Below are 17,280 nucleotides of genomic sequence, written 5' to 3' on the forward strand. Positions count from 1 at the left end.
CTCCGTAACTGGGCCCCGGCCTTCGCCGGGGAACAGTCACGGGTGAACAATCAACTCGCCGCCTTGCCAGCCTTTTTCGTCGTTTCCGACGATCGCGCCCGGCGAATTTCCTCGCGAACGCTATGACCAAGCGCGTCCGCGATCAACGCACCTTGCTCGGCCTGGTGACGCTTCATCAGCCCGGTGGCGGGCGATGCCGCCGCGGCACGGCCGGCGTAACGGGCACGCTTGATTGCGCAGCCCGCCTCGCCGAGTGCTTCCTCGATGAACGGCTCCACGAAGAACCAATAGCCGTTGTTGCGCGGTTCTTCCTGCGCCCAGACCACGTCCTTGAGGTTCGGCATGCGCGCGATGCGCTTGGCGAGAGCCTCCGTCGGGAAGGGGTAAAGCTGCTCGACCCGAACGATCTGCGTGCCGCTGTCGCCCGCAGCGTCGCGCGCCTCGATCAGGTCGTAGGCAACCTTGCCGGTGCACAGGACCAACCGCGTCGTCGCCTCGTCCGCCGGCGCCGACGGATCGGAGAGGATGCGGCGGAAGTGCGAGTCGCCCAGGAAGTCAGCCGTGCTCGACACCGCCAGCTTGTGACGCAGCAGCGACTTTGGCGTCATGATGATCAGCGGCTTGCGGAAGCTGCGGTGCATCTGCCGGCGCAGCAGGTGGAAGTAGTTCGCCGGCGTAGTGCAATTCGCGACCTGGATATTGTCCTGCGCACACAATTGCAGGAACCGCTCCGGCCGTGCCGAGCTATGCTCCGGACCCTGGCCTTCGTAACCATGGGGCAGCAGCATAACAAGGCCGTTGGCGCGCAGCCATTTGGCTTCGCCCGATGCGATGAACTGATCGATCATGATTTGCGCGCCGTTGACGAAGTCGCCGAACTGCGCCTCCCACAGCACCAGCGTCTTCGGATCGGCGAGCGCATAGCCATATTCGAAGCCGAGCACGCCATATTCGGAGAGCGGGCTGTCGAGCACCTCGAAATGGCCGTGCTCGATGTTCCACAGCGGCACGTAGCGCTTTTCGGTGTTTTGATCGACCCACACGGCGTGGCGCTGCGAGAAGGTGCCGCGTCCCGAGTCCTGGCCGGACAGGCGCACACCATAGCCTTCTGAAAGCAGGCTGCCGAACGCGAGCGCTTCGCCGGTTGCCCAGTCGAAATTCTCGCCGGTCGCAAACATGTTGCGCTTGGCATCAAGCACGCGGGTCAGCGTCTTGTGGATCGCCAGGTCTTCCGGAACGCTCGTCAGCGTCCGGCCGATCGCGTCGAACAGCTTCTGCTCGATGCCGGTTTCAACACCGCGGCGCGCGGTTTCGGCATCAGCCGGCGCGTGCAGGCCAGACCAGCGCCCGGCGAACCAATCGGCCTTGTTGGGCTTGTAGCTGGCGCCAGCCTCGAACTCGCCTTCGAGCAGGGTCGTGAACTGCTGGACGTTGTCATCGACCCAGGCCTGATCGACCACCTTCTGCTCGATCAGGCGCTTGCCGTAGATCTCGCTCACCGGCGGGTGGTTGCGGATCGCCTTGTACATCAGCGGCTGGGTGAAGCCTGGCTCGTCGCCCTCGTTGTGGCCGAAGCGGCGGTAGCACCACATGTCGATGACGACATCGCGATGGAACTTCTGCCGGAATTCGATCGCCATCTTGGTGGCAAAGGTGACCGCTTCGGGATCATCGCCGTTGACGTGGAAGACCGGCGCCTGAACGCCCTTGGCGACGTCCGAAGGATACGGCGAGGAGCGCGCGAACTGCGGGCTCGTCGTGAAGCCGATCTGGTTGTTGATGACGAAGTGGACGCAGCCGCCCGTGTTATAGCCACGAATACCCGAGAAGCCGAGGCACTCCCAGACGATACCTTGGCCGGCAAAGGCGGCGTCGCCGTGGATCAACACCGGCAGCGACTTGCTGTGGTCATCCAGGTCGCCCGCAATCGTCTGGATCGCGCGCACCTTGCCGAGCACCACCGGATCCGCCGCCTCAAGGTGCGACGGATTGGCGACGAGCGACATGTGGACCTTTACGCCATCAAACTCGCGGTCCGTCGAGGTGCCGAGGTGGTACTTCACGTCGCCCGACCCGCCGATGTCGTCCGGATTGGCGGAGCCGCCGGCGAATTCGTGGAAGATCACGCGCAGTGGCTTGCCCATGACGTTGGCGAGCACGTTCAGGCGGCCGCGATGGGCCATGCCGAACACGATCTCGTTCACGCCGGCAGCGCCGCCGTATTTGATTACGCTTTCCAGCGCCGGGATCATCGATTCGCCGCCGTCGAGGCCGAAGCGCTTCGTGCCGACATACTTGCGGCCGAGGAACTTCTCCCACTGCTCGGCCTCGATCACCTTGTTCAGGATCGCCTTCTTGCCCTGCGGCGTGAATTCAATCGCCTTGTCCTTGCCCTCCATGCGCTCCTGGAGGAAGCGGCGCTCCTCGACATCGGCGATGTGCATGTATTCGAGGCCGACATTGCCGCAGTAATTGGCGCGCAGGATGTCGACGACTTCGCGAATCGTCGCCCATTGCAGGCCAAGCGTGCCGCCCATGTAGACCGGGCGATCGATGTCAGCGTCCGTGAAGCCGTGATATTCAGTGCGCAGGTCAGCAGGCAGCTCACGCGTAGCGTTCAGGCCAAGCGGGTCGAGATTGGCCGCGAGGTGGCCGCGCACGCGGTACGTGCGCACCAGCAGCTGCGCGCGGATCGCATCACCCGCCGCGCGGACGATTTCGTCCTGCGAGATCGCGGGGGCAGGGGCAGCAGCCGGGGCGGGGGCGGGCTTCCCCTTGGACGGCTTGGGCGCCGGCTCCATCTGGGTGGGATCGAGCGCAGCGGTCAGATCATCGGTGCTCGTCAGCGGCCAGCGGTCATTGCGCCAGCTTGGCCCCGACGTGGCTGCCTCCAGCCCTTCGAAGAAGCCTCGCCAACCCGGCTCGACACTGTCGGGCGAGGTCTTGAAGCGCGCATACAGCGCATCAATGAACGCTGGCGATACGCCGCCCGCGATGTCCGAGAAATCCTGACCTTCGTAGCCCATTGCCTACTCCACTCCCTCGCTCCCGAACGCAGGAGAGAGGGTTGCGCAGACCAGAGCCGATGGGCCCCGGTCGTAGCTGGGAGAGAGGTGAGTGGTCTCGCAGAAGCCTGCTGCTGCGGCTCGCTCGACCTCTCTCCAAGTTCGTCCAGGCAACGAGTTGCCCGGAGTTCGTATCCTCCCACCGATCAGGAGAGAGGATGTTGTTTTACTTCCCCAGGACCGACAGCAGCGTGGAGCCGAGCTCGCTCGGGCTCGCGGCCACCTTGATGCCGGCGGCTTCCATCGCCGCGATCTTGTCCTCGGCGCCGCCCTGGCCGCCCGAGACAATCGCGCCGGCGTGACCCATGCGGCGGCCCGGAGGTGCCGTACGGCCCGCGATGAAGCCGGCCATCGGCTTCTTGCGGCCACGCTTCGCTTCGTCGCGAAGGAACTGGGCGGCTTCTTCCTCGGCGCTGCCGCCGATTTCGCCGATCATGATGATGGATTCAGTCGCATCATCGGCCAGGAACAGCTCGAGCACGTCGATGAAGTTCGTGCCGTTCACCGGATCGCCGCCGATGCCGACCGCCGTGGTCTGGCCAAGGCCGGCGTTCGAGGTCTGGAACACCGCCTCATAGGTCAGCGTGCCGGAGCGCGAGACAACGCCAACCGAGCCCTTCTTGAAGATGTTGCCCGGCATGATGCCGATCTTGCACTCGCCCGGCGTCAGCACGCCCGGGCAGTTCGGGCCAATAAGGCGCGACTTGGAGCCGGAGAGCGAACGCTTCACGCGGACCATGTCGAGCACCGGAATGCCCTCGGTGATGCAGACGATCAGCGGCACTTCGGCGTCGATCGCCTCGAGGATCGAGTCCGCGGCGAAGGGCGGCGGCACGTAGATCACGCTGGCGGTTGCGCCGGTCTTCTCGACGGCTTCGCTCACCGTATCAAACAGCGGGAGGCCGAGGTGCGTACCACCACCCTTGCCCGGGGTGACGCCCGCTACCATCTGCGTGCCGTAATCAAGCGCGGCCTGCGTGTGGAAGCTGCCAGTGTTGCCGGTCATCCCCTGCGTGATGACCTTGGTATTCTTGTCGACGAGAATGCTCATTGGCTCTCCAATCAATCAACCCGGCGCGGGTGCGGCTGCATGCCGCCAGCACCGAGTATCTAATCCGGCGTTACGCCAGGCTCTCGTCGATGCCCTTGCAGGCGACGAGCAGTTCCTTGACGGCGTCGACCGAGACCTGAAGGTTTGCCTTCGCCTCGTCCGACAGCTTCACTTCCACGATCTTCTCGACACCGCCGGCGCCGATCACGACCGGGACGCCGACGTACAGATCGTCAACGCCATACTGGCCGGTCAGGTGCGCCGCGGCCGGCAGGATGCGCTTCTGGTCATAGAGATAGGCTTCGGCCATCGCGATGCCGCTGGTGGCGGGGGCGTAATAGGCCGATCCGGTCTTCAGTAGTGCGACGATCTCGCCGCCGCCACCGCGGGTGCGCTTGATGATCTCGTCGACCTTCTCCTTGGTGGAGAAGCCCATCTCAATGAGGTCCGCAACGGGGATGCCCGATACGGTGGAATATTCCAACACCGGCACCATCGTGTCTCCGTGGCCGCCGAGCACAAAAGTGTTCACGTCCTTGACCGACACCTTGAACTCGTCCGCCAGGAAGTGGCTGAAGCGTGCCGAGTCCAGCACGCCGGCCATGCCGACCACCTTGTTGTGCGGCAGGCCGGAGAATTCGCGCAGCGCCCATACCATCGCGTCCAGCGGGTTGGTGATGCAGATCACGAACGCGTCAGGTGCGTTGTCGCGGATGCCTTCGCCGACCGCCCTCATCACCTTCAGGTTGATGCCGAGCAGGTCATCGCGGCTCATGCCGGGCTTGCGAGCGACACCGGCGGTGACGATGATCACGTCCGCGCCAGCGATGTCCTGGTAATCGTTCGAGCCGGTAATGTTGGCACCGAAGCCTTCGACCGGGCCGCATTGCGACAGGTCAAGCGCCTTGCCCTGCGGCACGCCTTCGACCACGTCGAACAGAACGATGTCGCCAAGCCCCTTCAGGGCAGCGAGGTGCGCGAGCGTGCCGCCGATATTGCCGGCGCCGATCAGCGCGATCTTCTTGCGGGCCATCCAATCCCCTTTCCGTAACGTAGGTCGTGATTGGAGAGGTCGGGTACGCCCTTTGGGCGAGCGGCACAACCCACTATAGGCAGTGAAAATGCTTTTAACAGATAACCGTTCGCAATAGCAATAAAGCCGTCAGCCGGTGCCGTGGCCTTGCTTAAGATAATCTTCTGAGCGCATTTCTTCCAGGCGGCTGACGGTGCGTTGGAATTCGAACCGCCCGTCACCCGTGGGATAAAGGGCGTCCGGCTCGGCATCGGCGGCAGCGAGCAGCTTTACCTTGTGCTCGTACAATGCATCGATCAGGCTGACGAACCGCGCGGCCTCGTTGCGGTTCTCGGGTCCGAGAACGGGAATGCCCACGAGGATTACGGTGTGAAAATGGCGGGCGATCGCGAGATAATCGGCACTGCCGCGCGCCTCTCCACACAGCTTCTTGAAGCTGAAAACGGCGACGCCTTTTAGCGACTTTGGGACGCGTAGGGTGCGTCCTTGTACCGTCAGCTCCTCGCTGGGGACGTGCTCTCGGTCTTCCGGCGAATAATCGGTGAGGCGGAAGAATGCGGCGGAAAGCTGGACGGTAGCGTCAGGGCCGTTGGGAACGAGCCAGGTGTTCTGCTGTCCAAGCCGATCGCGGCGATAATCAACCGGCCCGTTAAGGGCGAGGACGTCGAGCCGCTCCTGGATGAGCGCGATGAACGGTAGGAAGTGCTCGCGATTGAGGCCGTTCTTGTAAAGATCAGCCGGTACGCGGTTGCTGGTCGTCACAACGGTCACGCCCGCTTCGATCATCGCGGTGAACAGGCGCGACAGGATCATCGCATCAGGCGAGTTGTTGACGATCATCTCGTCGAACGCGAGCAGCCGTGCTTGGTCGGCAAGCGCAGCGGCAACCGGAGGGATCGGATCGCCCTGTTCCTTGCGCCGCTCCGCAGCGATGCGCTCGTGCACCTCCAGCATGAACTCGCCGAAGTGAACGCGGCGTTTCCGCTCAACCAAGACGTTCGCGTAGAACAGATCCATGAGCATGGATTTGCCGCGTCCCACGTCGCCCCACATGTAAACGCCGCGCGCCGGGACCACCTTTTTGCGGAAGAAGCCGGTCGTCCGTGGACTTTCCAGCTCCACGGCAAGCGCGTCTAGCCGTGCCGCGGCCGCGGCTTGCTCGGGATCAGGACGCAGCTCGCCCGCGACGATGAGCGTTTCATAGGCTTGTAGTACTGCGGGCAATGATCATTCCTTCGCATGCCGGTTTGCAGGCATCCTTTGCGCGTGAACTCGACGCGGCTGCTCCTGCGGCACAGCGGACGCCGGCACAAGGCTAGCCTTACGGCTCCGATCAGCGCTTCGTCGGCTTCCTGATCGTGCCGGAGAATTCCGCAACCGGGCCTTGATCCTGCACGACCAAGCCACGCATGAAGAGCAATCGCCCAGTTTCTCGAAGCAATTCAACCCGCGCTTCCAGAAGCTCGCCGATCCTGCCAGCGCCCATGAAGTGGGTGTTCAAGTCGAGCGTCACGGCTGTGCCTGCCTCGATCAAGCCGAAGCTGCGCGCCGCGGCAAACAAGGCAACGTCGATGAAGCCAAGCATCGCGCCGCCATGGACGTTGTTGCCAAGGTTCGAGTGGCGCCGCTCTGGCAGGATCCGCACTCGGCAAATGCCGTCCTCCACGCGGACCATCATTTCGCCGAGAAAGGTGTTGTAACGGTCCGAATTGCGCAGGCCCCAGCGGTACCACCCGGGATGGTCGGGATGTTCCTCGTACAAAAACTCGGGCTTGGCTTCTTCCATAACAAATCACCCCGGCGAAGGCCGGGGTCCAGCTGGGACCGGCCCTTTACTGGACCCCGGCGTTCGCCGGGGTGGTCGAAAATGCTGGCTACGCGGAGCGGGTCAGACGACGCGCTCGACTTCCATCTTCTTGATCTCGGCGATCGCCTTCGCCGGGTTCAAGCCCTTGGGGCAGGTGTTGGCGCAGTTCATGATCGTGTGGCAGCGGTACAGGCGGAACGGATCCTCCAGGCTGTCGAGCCGCTCACCCGTCATCTCGTCACGGCTGTCAGCGAGCCAGCGATATGCCTGGAGCAGGATCGCTGGACCCAGGAACTTGTCCGCATTCCACCAATAGCTCGGGCACGACGTGGAGCAGCAGGCGCACAGGATGCACTCGTACAGGCCGTCGAGCTTTGCGCGATCTTCCGGTGACTGAAGCCGCTCCTTGCCCGCGGGGGGCGGCGTCACCGTCTTCAGCCAAGGCTGGATTGACGCATATTGCGCATAGAAGTGCGTGAAGTCGGGCACCAGGTCCTTGATCACGTCCATCGCGGGCAGGGGGGTGATCTTCACCTCGCCCTTCACGTCCTCGATCGCAGTGGTGCAGGCGAGGCCGTTCTTGCCATCAATGTTCATCGAACAGGAGCCGCAAATGCCCTCACGGCACGAGCGGCGGAACGTCAGCGACGAATCCTGCTCGCTCTTGATCTTGATCAGGGCGTCCAAAACCATCGGGCCGCACTCATCGAGGTTGACCTCGAACGTATCGTAGCGCGGGTTCTCGCCGCTGTCCGGATCGTAGCGGTAGACCTTGAACTTGCGCATCGTCCCGCCCGGTTCGGGCGACGGGATCTTGCGCCCTCCCTTGATCTTGCTGTTCGCCGGCAGGGTAAATTCGGCCATGTTCCGTTCCCGCTTCAGTCGGTTGGTGACTGGACGCGGAGTCCGCTCCAGTCGAGGTTGCGTGTCAGATACATAACACCGGCCAGCGCCGCAAACAGAAGCAGCGATCCGATGAGCAGCGCATAGGCTTCCAGGCTCAGCAACACGTACAGCACGCCGTACAATGCCGCCAACAGGGCCGCGATATAGCCCCCTCGTCGCCAGGTGCGCAGCACAGCGGCGGAATAGGCCGATAACAGGCCGATTATCGCCGCTGCTGCCACGATATAGGCACCCGCGAAGCCAATTACCTCCGCAAACGCCAGCAGCATGACGAAAAATAATACCAGGCCCGCGCCGACGAGCAGATACTCCACGGTGGCCACGCGAACCCCGCCGATCACGTCGAACATCAGAAAGGCGATGAAAGTGAAGCCAATGAAGAGAAAGCCATATTTCACGGAGCGGTTGACTTGGCTGTACAGGTCGACGGGCGAGATCAGGTTCACCCTGGCCTCATAGTCTCCCGCCGGGAACGCGGTGGCAGAGCGGTCGCTTACCTGGGCAATTGAGCCAGGAACGAGATCTCCGGATGCGACGAGGCTGCGGCCCAAGGCCAGGTTCCCGACCCGCCATGTCGCGGAAAAGCCGGATCCGCTTACCTGCTGAGTGGTGGGCAGAAAACCGCCCTGGAAACTCGGATGCGGCCATTTTGACGTGACGTGCCAACGGGTGTCGCCCGCTTGCGGTGCGAGCGCGAGCCAGCCGTTGCCCCGGAATGCGAATCGAAATCGCACGCCGAGTGGAGCTGCGCGGATCGACGTGGCATCGAGCCAGGTGAAGAACCCGGAGTTATTGGTGGCGGGGGACCCTTTTCCGGGCTGCAGCACAAGGCGGCGGCCGTTGGCGGTCACCTCCGGCGGACGACCGAACAAACCGCGCGCGTCCATGAGGCCGAAGCGCAGTTCGGCGCGGTCATATGCCAGCTGATCGGCGGTGATGCCGAAGCGTTGAAGATCGTCCGGCAAGGCAAAGCGGGCGGTGCCGCTCGCCAGCGCTTCAAACAACACCGCTTCATAGATCGACCGTTGCCGGCGTTCAGGCGTAAGTTCGGTTCGCAAATCGGCGACTTGCGGGGCGAGGGTCAGCTCCCGCCAAACGAGGCTGGTGCGTACGACGGGGCGGCCGCCCTCGTTGACCGTCTCGGTTGCTTCGGCCTGGTACGGCAGCACCAGCACGGGCCCAGCGATCGTCTGTGGTCCACCCCAGCCCTCCGCGATCGAGGCGCGTGCCGTGTTTGACTGCTCCTGACGGTCGTAGACCAGGAGGTATACGGCGAAGAGCGGTATTGCGAGCAGCAGGGCGATGAGGATCGCCATGCCGAACTTTCTGCCGGGGGTTGGCCCTGTGAACGACAAATAGCACCTGTGCGCAGCAGACGGTTACGCTGTGGTGCCGCATCCGCTAGATGATGTCGAGCACCAGCCCGAGGCGTCGGGCGTCCTCAGCCTCGATATACCAGTTGGATGGCGCCTTTGCCTTCAGCTCGTCAAGGTTGACCTGCGTTCCTTCCACCAGCGCCGCGAAACCTTCATCCTGAATACGGATCGAGTCCTGGATCTCGTTCAGCTTGGCCAGCAGGATCGGTGCCAGAGTGTTGAGCGGACCGGACAGCTGCACCGTGGAGTTCATGATCCGTTCGTGGATCATCAGCCGGGTGCCGCGGGTGAGGAAGCGCTTGTCGGCCGGGAATGCGGACATGAAGGTCGCGCCCGCGGAGTAGACGGCGACCTTGCCGAGGAAGAGCGTCTCGCGGCCGGTGTATTCGCGCAGCAGGCGAATGGTGTCTCCCATCGCGCGCGCCATTTCCGGATCGCCGCCAAGGGTAGTGATAGAGACGACCAGCGGACCATCACCCGTTGCCGCGGCAAGCTGACTTTTGAAGTTGTTGTACATCATGTCGTCGACCGTCCCGTGCAGTTGGATCTGCGGGTTGGCGAGCAGGGGATAGTTGGTGGCGTTGCTGTTAGTCATGGCCCGGCGAACCATGGACTAGGGCGAGGGGTTCCCAGCGGCGGTGAATATATGTGCGCGGGATTATCGGCCCGCAGCCGTGAGCAACGCGTTAGAGGGCCGACCGACCGGCGCGCTCGACACAGGCGGTGCACGCGCATCGAGTGTTGCAAGCCAACGTGCGGCCCCGGCGCCGATCGAAACCTGAGGCTCGGACGGCTCGAGCCCGGCCCCTTGTTCCCAGATTGCGATTGTTCTTACCGCCTCGTGCGCAGCCGCGGCGAGCGGCTGGGGCTTGCGCAACGCATGGTTGATCAGCGCATCCCCGAAAAACGTCCAGTCGTTGTCGGCCTGACAACCGAACGACGTCCGTTCCGATGAGGCGGCGGTGATGATCGCTGTGGTATCGCTGGAGAGGATGGGCACGAACACGCCAGCATAGCAGGCGCTGACCAGGATCAATCGGTTGCGGATGCCCAGTTGTGATAGTGTGCCCCACAGGCGGCGAGGCGAAATCGCGCCAAACCCCTGATCCGCATCATTGTAGACGATGCCGAACCGAGCACCGTGGCTGGTGACATATAGGACCAGCACGTCCTCTGATGTGTCCATCAATTCTGCGACACGGGCCAGCACCACTTCGAGATTGGCCGGAGAGCCCATCGGTAGCGCGCTCTCTGCGGTGCCGTCAGTTCCGGCGAGCACAATCGTTCGACGCTCCGCATCATAGCGGCGGCCAAGCACCCGTCCTGCCTCGCGTGCCTCTCGGCCGAAGACCGGATCGCTATCAAGCGCGACAGCGACGACAAAGGCGTCCACCGTGCCTTTGCGTTGCGGCGCAAGGCCGTTGAGAGCGGTTGCAAGGCGGCGATGTTCGGCCAGCTGCCATCCGGGCGCGCGATCATGTTCGATGGCGCCGCCCTGGTCCGCCAATTCGATCAGGCTGGCCTCTCCAGCGCCGGTCACGATCGACATGGGACGTGTGTGCTGTGGGGGGCGATAAGTCTGCGCAGATGAAGCCCCCGCCAGCGCAGCCAGCAGGATCGTCAGCAGCCTCTTCATGGGACGCACCCTCCCCTGGACACATCACAATGGGCCGACGCGCGCCTGTCAATCGCTTGATTGCAGGACCACGCGGCTATTGGTCGGGCCGGAAGGAGCGGCCCGCATGATCAACCTTTGTTTTCTACCGCAGACGCATATTGTTTGATGATCGGCACAAGGGAGGCACTCGTATGATCGAGTTCTTTTTCGATTGTTCCAGCCCTTGGACGTGGCTGGGCTTTGAGAGCGTCCAGACGATGGCAGAGGAGCTTGGCGCCGAAATCACCTGGCGCCCGATCCTCGTCGGCGGCGTGTTCAACGCGGTCAACGGCAGCGTCTATGAAGGTCGCAAGAACCCGGTTCCGGCGAAGGCACGCTATATGCTGAAGGACCTGCAAGACTGGGCGCGCCTCCAGCAACTCTCGATCAAGTTTCCGCCGAGTGTCTTCCCTGTCAACAGCGTCAAGGTGATGCGCGGCTGCTGCTGGCTGGGACAGGACTGCGTCGCCTTCGCCCGCGCCGCTTTTCAGGCATATTGGACCGATGATCGCGACATTTCGGATGATGTCGTGATTGCAGAGGTCGGGGAGAGGGCAGGCCTGGATGTGGACGCGCTGTTCGCCGCTATCGCGAGCGAAGCAGTCAAAGCGCAGCTACGCGACAATACTGACGAACTGATCGCGCGGGGTGGCTTCGGCTCGCCAACCATCTTCGTTGCGGGGGACGATATGTTCTTCGGCAACGATCGTATGCCGCTAGTCCGCGCCGCGATCGAGGCTCAGCGCGCGGGCTGAGCGCTGGTCCAGTCGAGTGTGAGTGTGTCACCGCGACGGCTCGGTCCGGCCGTGACGCGAACTCCGTCGGTTGTCAACTGGGTGATCGCTGCGTCTCGTGCAGTAGCTGGGCCAGAGACGGTGATGCCGCGATCGAGCCGGCGAGCGGCCCATGCCGCCACGCCAAGCGCGTCAGCATCCGGCGTTTCGTCTGCGATAGGGATGATGGGTAGCGCCCCGTCCGGCGGGGTCAGATCGACCGTCCAGTTGCCGTTTGCCAAAGTCGCGCGCTGTTCAACGGCACGATAGGTGGCAAAATCAGCGCCGGGCAAGGGCGCAAGGCGCACCGCCGCGCGCCGCGCCACGGTATCGACCAGCACTTCCTCTTCCGGAACACCGGCGATTAGCGCGATGCGTTCGGCGACGACGTTTCGCGCGTCGCGTGCAACTGGTGCGCGCCCATCGCTCGACTGCGCCGCTGCGATCTGCGCGGCTTCTCCGGCACCGCTCTCAAGCCCGACCCGGATCTGATCGACGTGAAGATCGAGCGGAATGCGCACCGCTTCGCGCGTGGCCGCTATGACTTGGGCGTCGGCACCGGGAACGATCATTGGCGTAAGCACGATTGCACGGACTACCGCCGGCTCGCGAGCGAAATCGATATCCAGCTGACTGATCCGGGCATTGGAGCTGAACGGCTGCAAGACGGCCTCGCGGATCTGACGCCGCGCGAAGCTTTCCACAGCGATCTGCTTCAAGGCGAAGCCGAGCGGAACTGCAAGGGCGGCGAGACCAGCGACAATCAGCGTGCCCTGAAGCCGGGTCTGCCCGGGAGAAAGGTGCGCGCCGAAGCCGTAGAGGCGCGCAACTGTTGCAGCGGTGAGCGCGATGGTAATCAGGTTGGTGAGGAACAGCAGCAGCGATCCGCCGAGCACCGTCCAATTCTGAGTCGCGAGCCCGAAGCCGACAACCGCGAGCGGCGGCATCAACGCAGTGGCGATGGCCACGCCGACGACGGTCGTCGAACGTTCGTTGATGATCGCGTAGGAGCCGGCAAGCGCTGACAACAGCGCAACCAGAAGATCGAACAGGTTGGGACGTGTTCGAACCGCGATCTCGGATGTCACGGTCTGGATCGGCGAGGCTGCCACGATGATGGTCGACAGACCAACCGCGAACAATGCGCCGAGCAGCAGCGCCCAGACGGACCTACGTATTTCGTTCAGATCGAACGTAGCGATGCCAAAGCCCAGCCCGATGATGGGCAGCATCAGCGGCGAAATCAGCATCGCGCCAATGATCACCGCACTTGACGGCAGAAGCAGTCCAAGGATCGCGATCCCCGCGGATATCAAGATCGCGAACAGATACGATCCCGACCAGCCGGACTCTGCGACTATCCGCTCGATAACGGCGGCATGGTGCACCTTGCCCGACGTGCGCGAGCGCCACCAGCGCGCGATTACCGCGCCTCGTGTGATGCTCGCGCTGCTGACGCGGTGCAGGGCTTAATACACCCGCTTCTTTGGCTTGATGTATTCGGCGTCGTCGGTGAGCGTGTAATCGTGCACCGGACGGTAATCGATCGCGCAGCTGCCACCCTTGCCGCCCCAGCCATCGAACGTCGCGATCGTGTGCTTCATCCAGTTCGCGTCGTCACGCTCAGGATAATCCTCGTGCATGTGTGCGCCGCGGCTTTCCTTGCGGTTCTCCGCGCCACGCATCGTTACAACGGCCTGGCTGATCAAATTGTCGAGCTCCAGCGTCTCCACCAGGTCGGTGTTCCAGATCAGCGAGCGATCCTCGATGCCAACATCTTCCATCGACTTGTAGATTGCGTCGATCTTGGTCACGCCCTCCGACAGCAGCTCGCTGTCGCGGAACACGGCGGCGTGGCGCTGCATTGTCCTTTGCATCTCGGCGCGGATCCTCGCCGTCGGCGATCCACCGGTGGCGTTGCGGAAGTGGTCGAGCCGGCCGAGCGCCATTTCTTCCGAGCCCTTGGGCAGCGGATTGTGCGGCGTGTTCGGCTTCAGCGTTTCCTTGAGGCGCAGGCCGGTCGCGCGGCCGAACACGACAAGGTCGATCAGTGAGTTGGAGCCGAGGCGGTTCGCGCCGTGCACCGAGACGCAGGCCGCTTCACCGACCGCGAACAGGCCGGGTACGATGGCGTCCGGATCGCCGTTCTTCAGCTGGACGACTTCGCCGTGATAGTTCGTCGGGATGCCGCCCATGTTGTAGTGGACGGTCGGCGTGACGGGGAGCGGCTGGCGCGTCAGATCCACGCCGGCGAAGATCTTGCCCGTCTCGGTGATGCCCGGCAGACGCTCTGCCAGCACCTTTGGATCGATGTGATCGAGGTGAAGGAAGATGTGGTCCTTGTCCTTGCCGACGCCGCGACCTTCGCGCATTTCCGCCGCCATCGACCGTGACACCACGTCGCGACTGGCGAGGTCCTTCGCGCTCGGCGCATAGCGCTCCATGAAGCGCTCGCCCTCGGAATTGGTGAGGTAGCCACCTTCGCCGCGTGCACCCTCGGTGATGAGGACGCCCGCGCCGTAGATGCCCGTTGGGTGGAACTGCACGAATTCCATGTCCTGCAGCGGCAGGCCGGCGCGCAGCGCCATGCCGTTGCCATCACCAGTGCAGGTGTGCGCCGACGTGGCCGACTGATACACGCGGCCACCGCCGCCCGTCGCCAGCACCACCGCATGGGCACGGAAGCGATGGATCTGCCCCGTTTCCATGTTCAGTGCGATCACGCCGCGGCACGCGCCGTTCTCCATGATGAGATCGAGCGCGAAATACTCGACGTAGAAGTCCGCGTCATACTTCAGCGACTGCTGATACAGCGCGTGGAGCATGGCGTGGCCGGTACGGTCGGCTGCGGCGCACGTGCGCTGCACCGGGGGGCCTTCGCCCATGTTCTGCATATGGCCGCCGAACGGGCGCTGGTAGATCGTCCCGTCGTCATTACGGCTGAACGGCACGCCTGCGTGCTCCAGCTCGTAAACCGCGGCGGGCGCCTCGCGCACCATATATTCGATCGCGTCCTGGTCACCGAGCCAGTCAGAGCCCTTGACCGTATCGTACATGTGCCAGGACCAGTGGTCCGGCGAATTGTTGCCAAGGCTGGCCGCGATGCCGCCCTGTGCCGCCACGGTGTGGCTGCGGGTCGGGAACACCTTGGTGATGCAGGCGGTCTTCAGGCCCGCTTCGGCAATGCCCATCGTCGCGCGCAGGCCCGAGCCGCCCGCGCCGACGACGACCGCGTCATAGGTATGATCGATTATCTGGTAAGCGGCGGGCATCAATTTGCTCCGAATGCGATCTTCAGGATCGCGAAAAGGGCCGTGCCGGTGACGGCAGCGGTGAACAGGTTGAGCGCGACCATGGCAGCGACACGGCGTGCATCACGCTGATAATCCTCGATTACCACCTGAAGACCGATGCGGAAGTGGTAGAAGACCGACGCAACCAGCAGGATCATCGGCACGGCGACCCAGGCCGAGGACAGCCATTCGCGCATTGCGCCGTAATCATAGCCGGGGCGGCGAGCGAGCGAGATCATCAGCCAGCTCATCAGCAGGATGTTCGATCCCGCCGTGATCTTCTGATGCCACCAGTGATGCGTACCCTCGTGCGCGCTGCCGAGCCCGCGGACGCGGCCGATCGAAGTTCCCGAACCCATTACTTCGTTCCCACGTAAAGCCAGAAGGCAAGCGTCAGGATGGTGGAGCCGACAAAGGTAAGCCGCGCGAGCCGTCGGTTCAGCTTGAGCTCAAACGCAGCGCCCGTATCGAGCACCAAGTGGCGGATGCCGCTCATCATGTGCTGGAACAAGCTGAACGTAAGGGCAACGCCGACCCCCCAGCCGATGACGTTCAACCGGCCATCGGACAGCGTGAACACGTCGCGGAACGTTGCATAGGCTTGCGCGCCGGAGGCGAGCGCCGCGAGGAACCAGACCAGGAGCAATGAGCCCACCGTGGCCATGCCGCTGCCGGTGACACGGTGCAGGATGGACACCGTCATTGCCGCGCTCCACCGATAATGGAGCGAGAGCGGGCCGCTGAACAGGTGCGGGCTTTTGGGACGAATGGATTTGGAGGCCAAGGCGAAGTTTCCTGCGACGAGCCGTGAGTTGGGGCGGTCTATGAGACGCGTGGGCCGATGTTGCAAGCGTAGCTCACCTACTGCGAATCGATTGCAGTTGCCGATGCGTCTAAATCTAACCGTGGCTTAACCACTGGCGCTCTAACGTGGCGTAGTTTGAAACGGGGAGCGCATCACCTTGTCTGTCGAGTTGCCAGCCGCGGGCACGCTTGCCCGCACCATCGATTTGCAAGCCAGGCTGCGCGTCTTTGACTTCGACGGAACGATGCGAGAGTCGAGCCGGGCAGTTTGGGAGTTGATCGAGCCTGAGGCACACGCGATCTCGAGGGCTTATTGGGAGCAGTGGCAGCGCTGTTTCGACGACGGCCGCGGATGGGCGGCGCACGAATCCGCAAAGATCATCGACCTCGGGTGCGTGTTTCTTCGCGACCGCTTCCTGGATACCGAAGGCCGAGCCTGGATAGAGGCGATCGAGCGCGCCGTCGCAGCTGCCTACAACGCGCAGGTCTCGCCGTTGGCGCTTCTTTCGATGACCAGCGCGAGCGACCGCGTAGCGTTGGGCGTTCTGATGGACCGATGCGGCGCTTCCGACCCGCGGCTTCCGGCCATGGTCGACACGCTGATGCGGCTCTCGGCTCTCGAGGGTGAGATCACCGGCGCCATCTTCGCGGAATACCGCACGTACAGCGCGCAGGTTGCGCGGGATAGGCTGGCGGCCGACTTTCAGGTGGGGATTGCAGCCACGGCGGAAGAGGCAACAGCCGAAGGCGCAGAACTACGTGGTCAAGCTTCTCGCGCGTCGCGTTCGGCGCGTGGCGTGTTGGGCAAAGCAAGCGAGGTGGCGGCTGCTGCCGAACAATCTGCGCTCGCCATGCGTGATGCGGCTGCCACCGCCGCAGGCCTGATCCGAGCTATCGAAGGCGCGCGGGCCGAGGTCGAGGCAGCAGCTGAAATTGCGACACGTGCTGCCGGTCAGGCCGATCAGGCAGTGGGCGTCAGCGAGGCACTGAGCAACCATGCCAAGTCCATTGAGTCCATTCTTGGGCTGATCAGAGAAATCGCAGGCCAGACCAATCTGCTAGCGCTCAACGCGACGATCGAGGCTGCACGGGCAGGGGACGCAGGGCGCGGCTTCGCCGTGGTCGCGCAGGAGGTTAAAAGCCTCGCCAATCAGACAGCCCGTGCCACCGATGAAATCGCCGCGAAGATCCGGGCGATTCAAGCAGCGACTCGCGTCACGGTCGAAGCGAACGAGGGCATTCGCACCACGATCGACGAGGTTAAGATCTCCGCCACGCGCATTCGCGGCGCGATGGAGGCGCAGGCGCAGACCGTTACCGCGATCACCGCGGCAGTGGATGAAACGGCCTTGGCTGCTGACTCCATGTCCGGAACCATCGCATCGATCCATACCGACACAGATGCGGTTGCTGTTGAGATCGACGCGCTAGGCGCGGGCTTTGATCGTCTCGCGGGCCGGCTGGGTGCGCTCAGCGGGCGCGCGGGCGACTTTGCTGCTCGCGTGGCGGCCTAAG

At 63.5% G+C, this 17,280-nt stretch carries 15 protein-coding genes; 2 read left to right on the forward strand and 13 right to left on the reverse strand.

The genetic code is table 11. The features are described from left to right. Positions 1–50: 50 nt before the first annotated feature. From SPMU_RS14145 to SPMU_RS14185, 9 genes are all read right to left on the reverse strand, one after another. Positions 51–3,026 (reverse strand): 2-oxoglutarate dehydrogenase E1 component, encoded by a 2,976-nt coding sequence (locus SPMU_RS14145; protein WP_088334570.1) that lies wholly within the window; start codon positions 3,024–3,026, stop codon positions 51–53. Between the two features lie 205 nt (positions 3,027–3,231). Next, complete coding sequence (gene sucD / locus SPMU_RS14150; protein ID WP_088334571.1) at positions 3,232–4,116, reverse strand: succinate--CoA ligase subunit alpha; 885 nt, start codon at positions 4,114–4,116, stop codon at positions 3,232–3,234. A 70-nt stretch (positions 4,117–4,186) separates the two neighbouring features. Continuing rightward, positions 4,187–5,149: a malate dehydrogenase gene (gene mdh / locus SPMU_RS14155; RefSeq protein ID WP_088334572.1), complete on the reverse strand. Its 963-nt coding sequence runs from the start codon at positions 5,147–5,149 to the stop codon at positions 4,187–4,189. A gap of 129 nt (positions 5,150–5,278) precedes the next feature. Next, positions 5,279–6,373 (reverse strand): cell division protein ZapE, encoded by a 1,095-nt coding sequence (gene zapE, locus SPMU_RS14160; RefSeq protein WP_088334573.1) that lies wholly within the window; start codon positions 6,371–6,373, stop codon positions 5,279–5,281. A gap of 109 nt (positions 6,374–6,482) precedes the next feature. Further along, positions 6,483–6,935 (reverse strand): PaaI family thioesterase, encoded by a 453-nt coding sequence (locus SPMU_RS14165; protein ID WP_088334574.1) that lies wholly within the window; start codon positions 6,933–6,935, stop codon positions 6,483–6,485. Between the two features lie 102 nt (positions 6,936–7,037). Next, the gene (locus tag SPMU_RS14170; protein ID WP_088334575.1) at positions 7,038–7,820 is read right to left on the reverse strand and encodes a succinate dehydrogenase iron-sulfur subunit; all 783 of its coding nucleotides are present in this window, start codon (positions 7,818–7,820) and stop codon (positions 7,038–7,040) included. A gap of 14 nt (positions 7,821–7,834) precedes the next feature. Beyond that, positions 7,835–9,178, reverse strand: a complete 1,344-nt coding sequence (gene creD, locus SPMU_RS14175; protein ID WP_088334576.1) for a cell envelope integrity protein CreD — start codon at positions 9,176–9,178, stop codon at positions 7,835–7,837. 85 nt (positions 9,179–9,263) lie between these two features. Continuing rightward, positions 9,264–9,833: a ClpP family protease gene (locus SPMU_RS14180; RefSeq protein WP_088334577.1), complete on the reverse strand. Its 570-nt coding sequence runs from the start codon at positions 9,831–9,833 to the stop codon at positions 9,264–9,266. A gap of 63 nt (positions 9,834–9,896) precedes the next feature. Further along, on the reverse strand, positions 9,897–10,874 hold the full coding sequence (locus SPMU_RS14185; protein WP_088334578.1) for a C13 family peptidase: 978 nt from the start codon (positions 10,872–10,874) through the stop codon (positions 9,897–9,899). A 173-nt stretch (positions 10,875–11,047) separates the two neighbouring features. Between SPMU_RS14185 and SPMU_RS14190 the strand changes: the two genes are divergently transcribed. Next, entirely contained in the window at positions 11,048–11,650 is a 603-nt protein-coding gene (locus SPMU_RS14190; RefSeq protein WP_088334579.1) for a 2-hydroxychromene-2-carboxylate isomerase, read from the forward strand. On the opposite strand, the gene SPMU_RS14195 is transcribed toward SPMU_RS14190, so the two are convergent. From SPMU_RS14195 to sdhC, 4 genes are all read right to left on the reverse strand, one after another. Then, on the reverse strand, positions 11,635–13,056 hold the full coding sequence (locus SPMU_RS14195) for a DUF389 domain-containing protein (RefSeq protein WP_245833344.1): 1,422 nt from the start codon (positions 13,054–13,056) through the stop codon (positions 11,635–11,637). The genes SPMU_RS14190 and SPMU_RS14195 overlap by 16 nt on opposite strands. A gap of 81 nt (positions 13,057–13,137) precedes the next feature. Continuing rightward, positions 13,138–14,940 carry a succinate dehydrogenase flavoprotein subunit gene (gene sdhA / locus SPMU_RS14200; RefSeq protein ID WP_088334581.1) on the reverse strand — a complete coding sequence of 601 codons (1,803 nt, stop codon included), beginning with the start codon at positions 14,938–14,940 and terminating at the stop codon, positions 13,138–13,140. Beyond that, on the reverse strand, positions 14,940–15,320 hold the full coding sequence (sdhD, locus tag SPMU_RS14205) for a succinate dehydrogenase, hydrophobic membrane anchor protein (RefSeq protein ID WP_088334582.1): 381 nt from the start codon (positions 15,318–15,320) through the stop codon (positions 14,940–14,942). The genes sdhA and sdhD overlap by 1 nt, the downstream gene beginning before the upstream one ends. After that, a complete protein-coding gene (gene sdhC / locus SPMU_RS14210; protein ID WP_425442192.1) occupies positions 15,320–15,745 on the reverse strand; it encodes a succinate dehydrogenase, cytochrome b556 subunit in 426 nt (141 codons plus the stop codon). Before sdhC ends, sdhD begins: the two co-directional genes overlap by 1 nt. Positions 15,746–15,935: 190 nt before the next feature. Here sdhC and SPMU_RS14215 point away from each other — a divergent pair, with 190 nt between their 5' ends. Continuing rightward, on the forward strand, positions 15,936–17,279 hold the full coding sequence (locus tag SPMU_RS14215) for a methyl-accepting chemotaxis protein (RefSeq protein ID WP_088334583.1): 1,344 nt from the start codon (positions 15,936–15,938) through the stop codon (positions 17,277–17,279). Position 17,280 lies beyond the last annotated feature (1 nt).

Origin of the sequence: Sphingomonas mucosissima (assembly GCF_002197665.1) — a bacterium.
GTDB classification, from domain to species: Bacteria; Pseudomonadota; Alphaproteobacteria; order Sphingomonadales; family Sphingomonadaceae; genus Sphingomonas; species Sphingomonas mucosissima.